The organism is Actinopolymorpha sp. NPDC004070 (assembly GCF_040610475.1).
Taxonomy (GTDB): Bacteria; Actinomycetota; Actinomycetes; order Propionibacteriales; family Actinopolymorphaceae; genus Actinopolymorpha.
Genome location: NZ_JBEXMJ010000003.1, coordinates 118944 through 133439 on the forward strand (window position 1 = coordinate 118944; position 14496 = coordinate 133439).

Below are 14496 nucleotides of genomic sequence, written 5' to 3' on the forward strand. Positions count from 1 at the left end.
CAAGAAGGAGATCCAGCTTGCCCTCCAAGACCCTGCAGATTCCGACCGCAGACGGCCAGGCCGACGCGTACGCCGCCTTCCCCGACGGCGACGGGCGGCACCCGGGGGTGCTGCTGTACGCGGACGCCTTCGGCCTGCGGCCCGTACTGGAAGAGCTGGCCCGCGAGCTCGCCGGGCACGGCTACTACGTCCTCGTCCCCAACATCTTCTACCGGCACGGTCCGGCACCGGCGATCGAGCTTCCCGAGCACATCGGCGAGGAGACCCGGGCGGCAGTCTTCGCCCAGCTGATGCCGCTGATCGAGGCGCACACCACCGAACGCGCCCTGAGCGACGCCGACGCCTACCTCAGCTTCCTCACCACCCAGCCGGAGGTCGCGTCCGGACCGGTCGCCGCGGTCGGATACTGCCTGGGCGCCGTCCTGGCGATGCGCACCGCGACGGCCCACCCCGACCAAGTCGCCGCCGTCGCGGGATTCCACCCCGGCCGCCTGGTCACCGACGAGCCGGACAGCCCGCACCGCCTCGTCCCCCACCTCACCGCGCAGGTGCACCTCGGCCTCGCCGAAGGTGATATGGCGCCGGAGAAGATCAAGACGCTCGACCAGGCGCTGGACGCCGCGGGTGTGGACCACTCGATCGAGATCTACCCCGGCACCATCCACGGTTTCACCATGTCCGACACCTCCGCCTTCGACCCGTCCGGGCTCCAGCGCCACTGGGACCGGCTGCTTCCCCTTCTCGAGCGCACTCTCGGCAACGGCTGAGGTCCCCAAGGCCGGCCGCCGGCCCTGCCCGTCGCGTACCCGCCGCGAAGTGGTCGCCGGATCGGCGATCGGTGCGTTCAGGGCTTTACGGCCGGGCCGGGCCCACCTACAACGGGGGGAGGCAGTGGTGCGCCTGCCGTGGGAGGGATGCCCGATGAGCGAACCACCGCAGGACCCGGCGGCGGAAGCTTCGAGCTCGTCCGACCCGACGCAGCGGCTGCGGGCCCGGCTCGGCGCGGTGCTGTCACTGGCGTCCGCCCAGCTGCCGGTGTCGTCCCCGCCCGACCTTCGTACGCCTTCCGGTGGTACGCCCGCCGGCAACGGGCCCTCCGATGGTGCACCGACCGGCCGGACGAAGGCCGGCGTGGAGCCGGGCGGACGGATGTGGGAGAGCCTGGTGCGGGAGAACCCGCCCGGCTCTGCTCCTGGTGCGCCGGGAGCACCGGCGCCAGGAGCACCCGCACCGGGCGCGCCGGCGCCGGCCCGGGGCGGGAACGGCTCCACCACCCCGCTGATCACCGCTGCCGTGGGAGCCTCCGTCCGCGTGCGGGCCAGCGAACCGAACGATCTCGGTGTGGCCCATCGCGCCGACCTGGCGAAGCTGTTCCAGCGGGTCGGTGCCTGGGCACTCGGGCTGAGCGCGGCCGGGATGTTCCTCGCCGCCCTCGCGACGTTCCGGTGGATCGGCGGTGAGAACGTCGACGTCGGCGCCGTCGGGTGGGCCGCGGTCGGGCTGGCACTGGTCGCCCTGACCTCGCTCGTCCTGGCGTACTTCACCGTGATGGGCTTCCGGCAGATCGAGTACGAGGCGGATCTCGGCGGCGGTGAGCACGGGGTCAGCCGGCGTGGCGACAACCAGGCCGACCAGGACCGAGCCGACCAGGACCGAGCCGGTCAGGACCGAGCCGGTCAGGGCCGGAGCGAGTGGAGCGCGACTCGAGAACGGTTGGGCGACGGCCCTCGCGCGGGCGGCGGCTGAACCGGCAGCCGGCCGGCCCGCGGTTCACACGATCGGCGGGCGTCCCAGCAGAGTCATTCGCCAGACGGTGCGCCAGCGGATCGGCCTCCGGTCGCCGCAGGGCCGGCGCCAGCCCTCGACGAAGCCGCCCGCCCAGGCCCGCAGCCCGGCGAACGGCGGCCTGCGGACGACCGTCACCAGCACCCACACCGAGAGGTAGATCGGGACCAGCAGACCGGGCAGGTGGCGGCGCGCCAGCCAGACCCGGTTGCGGGCGTTCATCCGGTAGTAGAGCTGGTGCCGGGCAGGCGACGTGCGCGGGTGCTGCAGGAGGATGTCCGGCCGGTAGTCGATCCGCCAGCCGGCGTCCAGCGCCCGCCACGCCACGTCGGTCTCCTCGTGCGCCCAGAAGAACTCCGCCGGCCAGTCGCCCACCTGCTCCGAGACGGCCATCCGGACGGCGTTTCCCCCGCCGAGGAACGTCGTCACCCGGGAGGCCCGCAGCGGGTCGTTGGCGCGCAGGCGCGGGACGTGCCGGCGCTGGGTGACGCCCTGTTCGTCGGCGATCCGGAAGCTGATGATGCCGAGGTCGGCGTCGGCGGCGAACGCGTCGCGTACCTTCTGGGCGGTCCACCGGTCGGGCAGCAGGCCGTCGTCGTCGAGGTACATCACGACGTCGACGTCGCCGTGCGCACGCAGCCTGGCCAGCGCGACGTTGCGGCCCGCGGGCAAGCCGAGGTTGACAGGGAGTTCGACGCCTTCGACACCGGGAGGCAGTGCCTTCAGCCGGGTGCCCTGACCGACCACCACCACCCGGTCCGGTGGGTTGGTCTGCTGGGTCAGCGAGGCCAGCAACGCGGAAAGCTCCGCCGGGCGGTTTCCCATGGTCACCACGACCGCCCCGAGCCGAACCCCGCCCACTGCCGACGGGCGGAGCGGGGCCTGTATCTGTCCGCTCGTCCGCACTGAAAACCCCCACGGAGCCAGTAGCCGCGCCGAAAGGGCCTCAGATCGATCGGCCGCGACGAATGTGTCCTTGCAGCGGATCGTAACCAAACAGGGACCGCTTACTGCATATTGCTGCTATCAGTGACCAAACCGTCGTTCTACGACGGGTGGTTTCGGCGGATGATACATGATTGTTTCCGAATTTTCCCGAACCTGTACCCACGCGCGGGCTTGTCACGGTTAGCTTGTGGGTTCATTTCGTGTCCAAGGCGTCGGGGGAGGTTATGGCGACATCGACGGGTGTCGGACCGAGCGCATGGCGCACCGGTTGGGCGCGCCGGGAGAACGCCCGCCGCCGCCGCGAGTACGACCGGGCGACTTCGGTATGGGAGCGTGCCGACGCCGAACTCCGCTCGCTGGCGACGACAGCGCGTACGCCGCGTCCGGTGGCCCCCGACCAGGTGCCCTGGTTGGACCTGCGGCCGGGCGAACAGGTCTGGTGGCATTCGCCGTCGGCGAGGCTGGTTCGTGCCGCGGGCCCCGTGCCCACCCTGCGGCGGCCGCGCTTCCACGACTTCACGCCGTCCCAGCTGTCCGGACCGTTCGACGACCGGGTGCCCGCCGAACTCGGACCGGTGGACACCGGACCGGTCGCGATCACCGACCGCCGGATGGTGTTCGGCGGCGCCCGGCGACGCGACTGGGCGCTCGTCCGCCTCGCCCTGCTCGCCCACGACCCCGACCGCACCATCACCTGGCTGTCGGCTGTCGGTACCCATGACGGCCCGGCGTCCGGGCTGGTGCTCGATCCCTACGCGGTCGCGGGCTTCCGCTTCCACCTCACCCGGGCGCTGGCCGAGATCGCCGGCCGGCGAGGTGAGTTCGCCGCGCATCTGGAGCGGCTGCGAGCGGCGCACCGGCGGGAATGCCCGCTGCCGCCCGCGACGGCCCGGCCGGCCGACGCGCCGAACCCCCTCGTCCTGCCCCTGACCGCGCTGGCCAGGCTGTACGCCGGCCCGCCCGGCGGCTCCGCGGCCCGGCGCGTCACCCAGTGCGTCGCGGCGGTGGCCCTGACGCTGGCGCTGGCCTCGGTGGCGTTGCCGGCGTTCCCCGCCTTCTCGCGCCCGTCGGTGACGGCGGCCGGAGAGCTCGCCACGGCCAGCGTCGGCGGCGCGAAGATCGACACCGAAAGCCTGGTCCCACCCGGAGGGGACTCCGCGACCTCGGGCTCCGGCGCCCAGGGACTCGGACCAGCCGCCGGCCGCCCGTCGGACGGATCCCCTCAGGCGTCCCGCTCACGGCCGACCGACGCCGGAACGCCGCGGCCATCGGCGCCGGCGCCGGCCTCCCGCGAACCATCCCCGGCAGCGGACGGCCGGCAGGGCCACGGACGTGGACTTGCGCGGACGCACGACCCCGCGGGCCCGGGCTCGTCCGATTCACCCGGCTCGGCCGGCTCGGCACGTTCCGCGGGCAGGTCAGGGTCCGCGTCCACCGGCTCGTCGGGGTCGGCGGGGAGATCGGGCTCGTCCGGGTCGGGCGGGAAGTCCGGCCAGGCGGACCGCTGCGGAGCGCCGGCCAACCCGTACGGCTACCACTTCTGCGGTTACGGCCGGCCGATCGCGAGCCCGGAGCCCGGAGTCTGTGGGTACTTCCGCTGTACGACGAACTTCTGGGCGGGAACCGGCTACCTGGTCCAGTGCCGGGACAACGCGATCAGCATGGACGGCGGACACCGGGGCGCCTGCGCGGGCCACCGCGGAGTGCTCCGCACCGTGCGAGGCACGCCGGGGCGGTGACGCCCGGACTCGCCACCGGCCGGACTCGCCACCGGCCGCGCCTGGCTGACAGCATGACCGGATGGGTGGCACGAGCGGTATGGACAGCACGGGATGGGACGAGCGGTACGCCGCGGTCGATCTGGTCTGGGGCGCCGAGCCCAACCGGTGGCTGGCCGCCGAGGCCGCCGACCTCCCGCCCGGACGGGCACTCGACCTTGCGGCCGGCGAGGGCCGGAACGCGATCTGGCTGGCCCGGCGTGGCTGGGACGTTACCGCGGTGGACTTCTCCGGCGTCGCGGTCGAGCGGGGTCGCCGGCTGGCCGGATCCGAGGACGCGGACGTCGCGGGCCGGCTCACCTGGAAGGTGGCCGACGTACGGGACGAGGTGGGGCCCGCCGGGGCGTACTCCCTGGTGTGTGTGATCTACCTGCACCTGGTCGCCGACGAGCGGCGCCGGGCCATGCGGCACGCGGCGAACGCCGTCGCGCCCGGCGGCGTCCTGCTGGTGGTGGGGCACGACACCACTAATCCCATCGACGGCGTGGGCGGACCCCAGGACCTGCGAGTGCTGTTCACGCCCGACGACATCGTGGCCGACCTGAACGCCGGCCAGAACACCGCACCGAAGGCCGAGGCCGGTGCGTCCGCGGTCGGTGGGTCAGTGGCCGGTGGATCCGTGGCGGACTGGGTGGTCGAGCGGGCCGAGCGGGTCCGGCGTCCGGTACGCACCGCCGACGGTGAGACCCGGGACGCCATCGACGCGCTGGTTCGCCTCCGGCGGCCGGCGTCGAAGTTCGGGTGATACTCGGGGCCATGTCCAGACTGATCACCCGAACCAACCCCGAAGACCTGCACCCGACCCCGGGCTACCACCACGTCACGGTGGTGGAGGCGGGCCGGACGGCCTATCTCGCCGGCCAGTGCCCGCTGGACCGGACCGGCGCCGTGGTGGCCCCCGGCGACCCGAAACCTCAGGTCGAGCAGATCGTGGCCAACGCGATGACCGCACTGGCGGCGGTCGGAGCCGGCCCGGCGGACGTCGTGCGTTCGGTGATCTACGTCGTGAGCTCACAGTCCGACGAGCTGGGCTCGGTCTGGCAGTGGTTCAACGCCTCGGAGCTGGCACCCGCGTTCAGCACGGCGAGCACCCTGCTCGGGGTGGCTCAGCTGGGCTTCGCCGGTCAGCGGGTCGAACTCGACCTGACTGCCGCGCTGCCCAGCTGAGCGCTGTCCGACTGGTTGTTGTCCGACTGGTTTCCGTACGAGCGGGTGCCGTACGTCACCCGCTCTTGCGCCGGAAGGAACGCCGGCCGGTGGGCGGAGCGAGACCTTCCTGGATCTTCTGCGACGCCTTGCCGGTCCCGTCGGCGGTCTGCTCCCGGTGCTGGTGGCGCTTGCGCTCCAGGCTCTCGCGGAACTTACGGCGTACGTCGTCCTCGGCGTCGCCGCTGGTTGCCTCGGGTGCCTCGGCGCCGTCCTGGGTGCCGGGCACCTCGTCGGCGTCTCGCGCCGGCTTGGACGCGGTTTCGGGCTTACCCCGCTGTTTGCTGGCCATGGGGCAAAGCCTCGCACGCCCGCCCGCGAGGACGCGAGTGGATTGGGCGTGGCGTGTCAGGGGGCGACCCACAGGCACGGGCGGGTCACCGAGCGGTGCCGGCGTACGCCGGTCGGTGACCGCGGTCGGTAGGGTCGCGGAGTGGACATCAGCGTGTCGCGGGAGATCGCCGCGCCGGCGCGGCGGGTCTGGGACCTGCTGGTCGACTGGGAACGCCAGGGCGAGTGGATGCCCCTCACGAAGGTCCGGGTGCTGCCCGGCCCCCGCGAGGGAGCCGGCACCCGGTTGGAGGCGGTCACCGGTGTCGGGCGGGCCGCCGTGGCCGACCCGATGGAGGTCGTCGACTGGGTGCCGCCGGGCCGCTGCGTGGTCCGGCACGACGGGCGGGTGCTGCGGGGGAGCGGGACCTTCGAGATCGAGCCCCTCTCGGCGGACCGGTGCCGCTTCACCTGGCGGGAGGACCTCTCCGCGCCCGGCGGGGCGGTCGGGGAAGCCGTGTTCGCGGGCCTCGGGCGGGTGTCCACGGCGTTCTTCGGATACGCGCTGGGGCGGCTGGCCCGGCTCGCCGAGCGCTGAGAGGACGCCGAGCCGGGTCGGGAACGCCGGGCGCCGGACGCGGCCTGGCCGAACCCGGTCGCGGTCGGCTCAGGTCGCCGCTGGAAGATAGACGACGCTGAACGCCGAACACCCGGGGGCTCACATGCCGCACTCGCCGACCGATCCGCCCGCCGCCCCGACGAACGCCGTCAACCAGAGCGATCCGGGCGATGACGAGCTCGAGGGCCTGGACGACCTCGACGACGACGAGCCGGACGACTTGGACGACCTGGACGACTTGGACGACGATCTCGCCGCGGCCCGCCCGCGGGCCTGGTCGAGCGCGCCGGGGTCGGAGGGACCCTTCCCCCGGCTGCTGCCGCTGCTGTACGTGATCGGCGGTGCCGTCGGCCTGGCCGCGGCGTTCGTGCTGATGGTCGAGAAGGTCGAGCTGCTGATCAACCCGGAGTACGTCCCGAGCTGCAATCTCAACCCGATCATCTCCTGTGGTTCGGTGATGAAGACCGGGCAGGCCGCCGCGTTCGGGTTCCCGAACCCGCTGCTCGGCGTGGCCGGGTTCGCGGTGGTGCTCACCATCGGCGCCGCGTTGTTCGCGGGGGCGACCTTCCGCCGGTGGTTCTGGCTGGGGCTGCAGGCCGGCACGGTGCTCGGGGTGATCTTCGTGCACTGGCTGATGTACCAGACGCTCTACCGGATCGGCGCTGTCTGCCCGTACTGCGTCGTGGTGTGGCTGGTGACCATCCCGACGTTCCTCTACACCACGCTGCACAACCTCGACCGCGGCCACCTGCCCGTCGGCGACGCCGGCCGGAAGATCGCGGGCGTGCTGACCCGCTACCACGCGACGATCCTCACCGCGTGGATCGTGATGATCGTGGTGCTGATCGGCAGCCGGTTCTGGTCCTACTGGAGCACCCTGCTCTGATCGGCCGGCCCGGGGTCGGACCGGTACGCCCTACGGCGTAGGCAGGAGTCGTCCGCATGGGCGATTGCCGCTACCCCGTGTGCGAGCGACTATGAGGCATGAGCACCGAGCAGCAGCCGATGAGGGCTTCGGACCGCGAGCGCGACGAGGTGGCGCGGCGGATCCAGGAGGCCACCGCCGAGGGCCGGTTGACGCTGGAGGAGTCCGACGAGCGGCTCACCGGTGTGTTCGCCAGCAAGTACCGCCACGAGCTGGCGGCCCTGGTCAGTGACCTGCCCCCGGCGACTCCGGCGGTTTCGGAACAGACGCCATCCCCGGCCAGGCGGGGGACGGCGCCCGACAGTCGCCGGTGGGGCGATCCCGGCCTGTTGATCCACACCCTCATCGTGGTGCTGCTGTCGGCCGCCATGCTCGGGCAGTGGGTCGCCAGCCAGGGGCAGCACGGGCATCCCTGGCCGATCTTTCCGCTGGTCTGGCTCTGGGTGAGCGTGGCAATTCACGCCCGTCGGCGAAACGACCGGGCCCGCCGCGAAAATCGACCATGAGAGCGTTCTCGCCGAATCCGCACGGGTGAGAGAACTCTTCGAATAGCGGTCGTACGCGGTCGGTGTCTCGCGGTGCCTCAGAATCGGTTCTCCGGCCCGAGTTTCGTTTTTGTGGCCCGGGCAACGATCCTTGGTGGATCGCAGTCCGGGGGACTTGATGGCTACTCAAGTGCGGGGTGTGTCGCGGCCTGAGCCGGTGGTACGCCGCAGGATCGGAACACTCGTCGTCCGTTGGCTGACGTCGACCGACCACAAAGTCATCGGCAAGCTGTATCTCGTCACGTCGTTCGGCTTCTTCCTCATCGCCGGCGTGATGGCGATGTTCATGCGCGCGGAACTCGCCCGCCCGGGACAGCAGGTCTTTCGCGGTGACGGCGGCGCGCTTCTCTACAACCAGTTCTTCACCTTCCACGGCACCGCAATGTTGTTGTTGTTCGCAACTCCGTTGTTCGTCGGCTTTGCGAACGTCATCATGCCGTTGCAGATCGGTGCGCCGGACGTCGCGTTCCCGCGGATGAACATGCTGAGCTACTGGATGTTCCTGTTCGGCGGGCTGATCGTCCTGTCGTCGTTCGCCGACCCGGACGGCGCGGCGGCCTTCGGCTGGACGGCGTACACCACGCTGAGCGGACCGGAGTACTCCCCGACGTTCGGTGGCGACCTGTGGGTGATGGGCCTCTACCTCGCCGGGCTGGGCACGATCCTCGGCGGGGTCAACTTCATCACCACGATCATTTGCCTGCGCGCACCGGGCATGACGATGTTCCGGATGCCGATCTTCACCTGGAACGTCCTCTTCACCAGCATCATGGCCATCATTGCCTTCCCGGTGCTCGCCGGTGCGCTGCTGATGCTGGAGGCCGACCGCAGGCTGGACGCGAAGGTCTATGACGCTTCGTCGTACGGGCCACTGCTGTGGCAGCACCTGTTCTGGTTCTTCGGCCATCCCGAGGTCTACATCATCGCGCTGCCGTTCTTCGGGATCATCACCGAGATCATTCCGGTGTTCAGCCGCAAACCGCTGTTCGGGTACGTCGGGATGGTGGCCGCCACGACGGGCATCGCGGCGCTGTCGATGGCGGTATGGGCCCATCACATGTTCGCCACAGGCAGCGTCGAACTGCCGTTCTTCTCGTTGATGACGTTCTTCATCGCGGTGCCGACCGGGGTGAAGTTCTTCAACTGGATCGGCACGATGTGGCGGGGGTCGGTGACCTTCGAGACGCCGATGCTGTGGTCGATCGGCTTCCTGGTGACGTTCCTCTTCGGCGGGCTCACCGGCGTGATCCTCGCCTCGCCCCCGCTGGACTTCCACGTCACCGACACCTACTTCGTGGTGGCGCACTTCCACTACGTCGTCTTCGGGACCGTGGTGTTCGCGATGTTCGGCGGCTTCTACTTCTGGTGGCCGAAGATGACCGGCCGGATGCTCGACGAGCGACTGGGCAAGATCCATTTCTGGACGTTGTTCGTCGGGTTCCAGTTGACGTTCATGGTGCAGCACTGGCTCGGCGTGGAAGGAATGCCGCGGCGTTACGTGGACTACCACCAGGAGGACGGGTTCACCACCCTCAACACCGTGTCCACGATCGGCGCCTTCCTGCTCGGCCTTTCCACGTTGCCGTTCCTTCTCAACGTGATCGTCTCGCGCAACCACCCGAAAGTGGAGCTGGACGACCCCTGGGGCTGGGGTCGCTCGCTGGAGTGGGCGACGGCCTCACCCGCGCCGCGCCACAACTTCACCTCCATGCCCCGGATCCGGTCCGACAGTCCGGCCTTTGATCTGCATCATCCCGAGATCGCGAGATTGGAGATCGAGGACAACACCCCCGCAACAACACCCTGAGAATCCGAACGGGACGAAGTTTGCCGGCGTACGCGCCCTTGTCGGGGGGCGAGGCCGCAGGTGCTCGGCGTTTCGATCGGAGGATGTGATCACTTCCCCGTGCATCACACATTTTCCGATGACCTGCGAAGGAGGAGGGTCGGGATGACCGAGAATTCCACGTTGGACGTGGGTACCGGTGTAAGGCTCGTATCCGAGGAACGGGGCGAGTACGGTGCCGGGCACATTCCGGCGCCGCGCGTGGAGCCCGAGAGTGCAAGGGGCCGGGGCCGGCCGTCGCTTGGTGGGCAGGGACGCTCGCCACAGGTGACGTTCCGTGCTCCGCCGGCTCTTCGGGCGATGGCCGAGGAGCAGGCGGCGCGGGACGGCAAGACCGTGTCCCAGCTCGCGCGCGAGGCGTTCGAGATGTACCTCGCCAGCAAGGGCGGTGCCGGGGTCGGCTGACTTCGGCCGCGTCCGGTTCGACAGACGAGCAGCGCCCGGGTTTTCGGCCCGGGCGCTGCTCGCTGCTGTCAGGGCCGCGGAGAACCGGGGCCGGGCGGGATCAGAATCCGGAGAAGAGGTACGGCGCGGCCGGGGGGAACAACGTGCGCAGCGCCTGGGCGACGCCGGCGTCGACGGTGCCGTAGCCCTGCAACGTCAGCTCGGCCGGGTCGATGACGCCGTAGACCAGCGCGGCCAGCCCGTGCGAGGTCAGCCGGGCGGTGCCTCCGGAGCCGTTGCCACCCGACACTCCGCCGGAGGTGACCTCGAGCACCCCACCGTGGCCGTCGAGCGTCCAGGTGCCGCCCACGAACGGGTCGTCCACCACCTCGACCGTTGCCCGCGCGCTGCCGGTCGCGATTCCGGCCAGTCCGGGCACCGACAGGACCCGGCCCATCGGCGCGCTGTGGTTGGGGCCGGCGACCTTCGTCTCGTCGTCGTAGGCGAGGTCGACGTACCACAGGTCGGGGCGCTGGTCCGGCGGCAACTCGAACGTGAACGAGCTGTACTGGTCGTGGTGGCGGGCCAGCCACTGCAGCAGGAGCGTGCGCCCGACCGGGCTCCGGGTGAGCAGCTGCCGGCCCTGGAGCTCGTTGCCGAACCCGTTGGTGCGGTAGAGCAGGGCGCCGACGACCTCGCCCTGGTGGCGGGCGATCGCGATCCAGTGCTTGTTCTCCTTCGCCACGTCGACGGTGCCGGCCCGGGTGAAGATCGAGAAGCCGTGCTGCTCGCGAAGGAGTGTCTCCAGCAGTGCGTAGTAGTCGTCGAAGACCTCGCCGATGCGGTGGACGCTCAGCTCGCCGGGCACCTCGACGCGCAGCATCCGCTCCAGGCCGCGGGCCTCCAGGCGGATGTGGCGCGCCTTGGGGAAGCCGACGTAGCCGAAGCGCTCGTAGAACGACTGCCGGAACGGGTAGAGCGTGCTCAGCACGTGCCCGCTGTCGCGCATCTCCTCGTGCATCTGCGTGAGCAGGGTGCGGACGTGGCCGCGCCGGCGTGCCTTCGGGTGGGTCGCCACCCCGCTGATCCCGACCATCGGGAACACCGTGCCGCGGACGTTGTGCCGCATCGAGATGCCACCGACGACCGCTTCGGCCTCGTCGCCGCCGAACGCGACCAGGTTGACCCGGGAGTCGTCCTCCTCACCGGATTCCAGCTCGGCCCGCTGGCGCTCGACCTGCTCGTCGGGGACCGGCGAGCTCGAGAAGGCGTACGCCCACAGCGGGTGGGCGGTGGTGAGCAGCTCCTTGCCGCTCACCCGGCGGATCGTGGTGGCGGAGTCGGCCGCGCGGTCCGGGATCGTGTTCACAGTCGGCGACACTAACGGCCGCCACCCCCAAAGGCCCAGAGGGCCGCCTCGGTGACGGCCCGGTCACGCACCGCGCGCCGGAACCAGGGGCACGCCACGGTCGAGCGCACCGTCGACCTCGTCCTCGGCCGGGAGGTCGAACGACCTGCCGCCCACGAACGTCGGCACCTGAGCGGGGAGCGCCGAGGGGGGCGCGACGGCCGGGGCGCACAGACCCGGAAATGCAGGACTGGCTGGCCGAGTGCGGTCCGGCGAACCCGGAGCAGGTGGCACCTGCCCGTACTCGTGCCAGGATCGTCGCCAGACGTCGAGCACGCGACCACCGGCGACCACCCACGAGGGGGCGGCAATCCCATGACGACGAGCGGCGTAGTCGAATGGCGCAGTGACGTCGACACCTCAGGCCGACTCGATCCCGCCCTCGTCGAGCAGTACCGCCGCGACGGCTTCGTCCGGGTGCGTGGCGTCCTCGACCGGGCCGAGGTCGAGCACTTCCGCGGTGCGGCCGAACGCTTCCTGGAGGCGCACCGGGCGGAGAGCCTCGCGAAGGACCAGGTGTTCACCCAACTGGTGAACGTCTGGCGGCAGGACCCGACGATGAGCGAGCTCACCCTGCACCCGCGGCTGGCGGGGGTGGCCGAGCAGTTGGCCGGAATTCCGTTGCGCATCTGGCACGACCACATGCTGGTGAAGGAGCCGCACAACGAGGCGGCCACGGAGTTCCACCAGGACCGGCCGTACTGGCCGCACGCCGGCGACCGCCACTCGCTGTCGGCCTGGATCGCGCTGGTCGACGTCCCGCCCGAACGCGGATGCATGACCTTTCTGCCCGGCACGCAGGAACTCACCGGGTTCCGCCCGCAGAACCTCCGCAACGAGGAGGACCTGTTCGACCTCGACCCGTCGCTTCGCTGGGTGCCGCGGGTGACCGTCCCGCTGCGGGCGGGCGACTGCACGTTCCACTGCAGCTACACCGGCCACATGGCGACGCCCAACCGCACCGACGTGGCACGGCTGGCGCATGTCGCGATCTACATGGACGACGGTACGAAATTTTCCGGTGCGCCCCACCCGGTGACCGACCCGCTCGGTCTGGCCGCAGGGGAACCGCTGGACGGGGAGATGTTCCCGCGCCCCACCGGTTGACGGCTTGGCCCATTCGGCCTGTTTCCCTGTGCCTGTTGGGTTTTCGTCGTACGCCGCATTCTGTCGTACGCACGTTTGTCAACGTCGCTTTGCGATCGCGAGGTCGGCCTATTCCCGAATGCCGGTGACGCCGGTATCCGGGCGTTTTCCCGCGTCTTCTCGCCGCGCTGACCGGACTGGCCAACCTTGACCGGGCAAAGGCGTTTCGCGGCCTCCCTCGGATAGGTACCTTCCGAGCGGCAGGTGTTGTTTGTTCTCTGGCGGGGGCGCTGTCCTCGCCGCGAGGAGGCGATTGCCGTGGAGCCACCCGACGCTGAGTCGTCAGACCCGTGCTCGTCACGGCCGGTCCGGGGTGTGCGGGAAACTCTCGCCCTGCTGGTCGGTGTGGTGGTGGTGGCCACCGCCGTTCCCGCGGCGGCCGACCCCGCTGACCCGCCGAGCATCCCGAGCCGGCACCAGGTGGAGGTCGCGCGCGGACGGGCAGCCGACGCCGCGGCCGACGTCGGCCAGGTCCAGGCCAGGCTCGCCGACGCCGACGCCCGGCTGCGTGCGCTCGACGTCGCCACGCAGACCGCCGTCGAGGAGTACGACACCGCTGTCTACGGTCGGACGAAAGCCGGCCACGCGGCCGATGCCGCGGCCGCGCGTGCGGACCGGGCACGTCGCCAGGCCGAGGAACGCCGGCGGGACGTCGCCCGCCTCGCGGTGGCCGACTACAGCCAGGACGGCCGGCTGACCGAGATCGTCGCCTACCTGGACGCGGAGGGTCCGCGCACCATGCTGGACCGCGCCTCGACCGCGTCGATGGTGTCCACGTCCGCCAACGACGCTTACCAGCGGCTGCGCGCCAGTCAGGCGGTTTCCCACGTACTCGCCCAGGAGGCGACCGCCTCGGCTGACGTGGCCCGTAGACGGGCGGCGGACGCCGACAGGGCCAGGCAGCAGGCGATCGCCGCACTGGCCGCGCAGACCCGTGCCGTCGGTTCGATCGAGACGGAGAAGGCCGCCCTGGCCGCCCGGCTGGCCGAACTGCAGAAGATCTCCACCGACCTGGCCACGAAGCGCCAGGAGGGGCTGGCCGAGCAGGCGCGCCAACGGGCCGAGGCGGCGCGGCAACGCGCCGTACGAGCCGAGCGCGCACGCCGCGCCGACGACAACGGCAACAACGGCAACAACGGCAAGAGGAGCGGGAACGGCGGCAGCAAGGACCGCAAGGACGACAGCGGCAGGGGCGGCGGCGGTAAGGGCGGCGGAGAAAACTCGCCGGGCAAGGGCGGCGGGTCCTCGCGTCAAGGCGAGCTTGCGGTGGAGTACGCGCTGAGGCAGATCGGCGAGCCGTACGTCTTCGGCGCCGACGGCCCCGGCAGCTGGGACTGCTCCGGACTGACCATGCGGGCCTGGGAGCACGCCGGCATCTCGATGCCACACTTCGCCCGCGGGCAGTACTGGCAGTCGAGGAAGGTCAGGCTGGGTGAGCTGCGCCCCGGAGACCTGTTGTTCTGGGCCAACAACCCCGGTGACTCCAACACGATCTACCACGTGGCGATGTACATCGGGAACGGCAAGATGGTGCAGGCGCCGCGCCCGGGCCGCGACGTCGAGGTCAAGTCGATGTTCTACATGGGCAGGCCCACCCAATTCGCCCGGCCGCGTTGAGCCCCGGCACAATCGGCGA

Annotated in this window: 15 protein-coding genes; 12 read left to right on the forward strand and 3 right to left on the reverse strand. The window is 70.9% G+C overall.

The annotated features are described in order from the left end of the window. The first annotated feature begins 17 nt into the window (after positions 1–17). Together ABZV93_RS07110 and ABZV93_RS07115 are read left to right on the forward strand one after the other, a co-directional pair. Positions 18–767 carry a dienelactone hydrolase family protein gene (locus ABZV93_RS07110; RefSeq protein WP_354931767.1) on the forward strand — a complete coding sequence of 250 codons (750 nt, stop codon included), beginning with the start codon at positions 18–20 and terminating at the stop codon, positions 765–767. A 154-nt stretch (positions 768–921) separates the two neighbouring features. After that, a complete protein-coding gene (locus tag ABZV93_RS07115) occupies positions 922–1746 on the forward strand; it encodes a hypothetical protein (RefSeq protein ID WP_354931770.1) in 825 nt (274 codons plus the stop codon). 24 nt (positions 1747–1770) lie between these two features. On the opposite strand, the gene ABZV93_RS07120 is transcribed toward ABZV93_RS07115, so the two are convergent. Further along, complete coding sequence (locus ABZV93_RS07120) at positions 1771–2610, reverse strand: glycosyltransferase (protein ID WP_354932561.1); 840 nt, start codon at positions 2608–2610, stop codon at positions 1771–1773. Between the two features lie 347 nt (positions 2611–2957). Here ABZV93_RS07120 and ABZV93_RS07125 point away from each other — a divergent pair, with 347 nt between their 5' ends. From ABZV93_RS07125 to ABZV93_RS07135, 3 genes are all read left to right on the forward strand, one after another. Next, positions 2958–4472, forward strand: coding sequence for a hypothetical protein (locus tag ABZV93_RS07125; RefSeq protein WP_354931773.1), 1515 nt, complete (start codon positions 2958–2960; stop codon positions 4470–4472). 61 nt (positions 4473–4533) lie between these two features. Further along, positions 4534–5256 (forward strand): class I SAM-dependent methyltransferase, encoded by a 723-nt coding sequence (locus ABZV93_RS07130; protein ID WP_354931776.1) that lies wholly within the window; start codon positions 4534–4536, stop codon positions 5254–5256. Positions 5257–5267: 11 nt separating this feature from the next. Continuing rightward, complete coding sequence (locus ABZV93_RS07135) at positions 5268–5678, forward strand: RidA family protein (RefSeq protein WP_354931779.1); 411 nt, start codon at positions 5268–5270, stop codon at positions 5676–5678. A gap of 55 nt (positions 5679–5733) precedes the next feature. On the opposite strand, the gene ABZV93_RS07140 is transcribed toward ABZV93_RS07135, so the two are convergent. Next, complete coding sequence (locus ABZV93_RS07140; protein ID WP_354931782.1) at positions 5734–6009, reverse strand: DUF5302 domain-containing protein; 276 nt, start codon at positions 6007–6009, stop codon at positions 5734–5736. 141 nt (positions 6010–6150) lie between these two features. On the opposite strand from ABZV93_RS07140, the gene ABZV93_RS07145 reads away from it, so the two are divergent. From ABZV93_RS07145 to ABZV93_RS07165, 5 genes are all read left to right on the forward strand, one after another. Beyond that, positions 6151–6585, forward strand: coding sequence for an SRPBCC family protein (locus tag ABZV93_RS07145; RefSeq protein WP_354931785.1), 435 nt, complete (start codon positions 6151–6153; stop codon positions 6583–6585). A 124-nt stretch (positions 6586–6709) separates the two neighbouring features. Then, positions 6710–7492 (forward strand): vitamin K epoxide reductase family protein, encoded by a 783-nt coding sequence (locus tag ABZV93_RS07150; RefSeq protein WP_354931788.1) that lies wholly within the window; start codon positions 6710–6712, stop codon positions 7490–7492. Positions 7493–7590: 98 nt separating this feature from the next. Continuing rightward, positions 7591–8037 (forward strand): DUF1707 domain-containing protein, encoded by a 447-nt coding sequence (locus ABZV93_RS07155; RefSeq protein WP_354931791.1) that lies wholly within the window; start codon positions 7591–7593, stop codon positions 8035–8037. 157 nt (positions 8038–8194) lie between these two features. Then, the gene (gene ctaD, locus ABZV93_RS07160) at positions 8195–9883 is read left to right on the forward strand and encodes a cytochrome c oxidase subunit I (protein WP_354931794.1); all 1689 of its coding nucleotides are present in this window, start codon (positions 8195–8197) and stop codon (positions 9881–9883) included. Positions 9884–10189: 306 nt separating this feature from the next. Further along, a complete protein-coding gene (locus ABZV93_RS07165) occupies positions 10190–10327 on the forward strand; it encodes a hypothetical protein (protein WP_354931797.1) in 138 nt (45 codons plus the stop codon). A gap of 100 nt (positions 10328–10427) precedes the next feature. On the opposite strand, the gene ABZV93_RS07170 is transcribed toward ABZV93_RS07165, so the two are convergent. Then, positions 10428–11675, reverse strand: coding sequence for a GNAT family N-acetyltransferase (locus ABZV93_RS07170; protein WP_354931800.1), 1248 nt, complete (start codon positions 11673–11675; stop codon positions 10428–10430). A gap of 354 nt (positions 11676–12029) precedes the next feature. On the opposite strand from ABZV93_RS07170, the gene ABZV93_RS07175 reads away from it, so the two are divergent. After that, positions 12030–12821 carry a phytanoyl-CoA dioxygenase family protein gene (locus ABZV93_RS07175; protein WP_354931803.1) on the forward strand — a complete coding sequence of 264 codons (792 nt, stop codon included), beginning with the start codon at positions 12030–12032 and terminating at the stop codon, positions 12819–12821. Between the two features lie 354 nt (positions 12822–13175). Further along, a complete protein-coding gene (locus ABZV93_RS07180; protein ID WP_354931806.1) occupies positions 13176–14477 on the forward strand; it encodes a C40 family peptidase in 1302 nt (433 codons plus the stop codon). Positions 14478–14496: the final 19 nt, after the last annotated feature.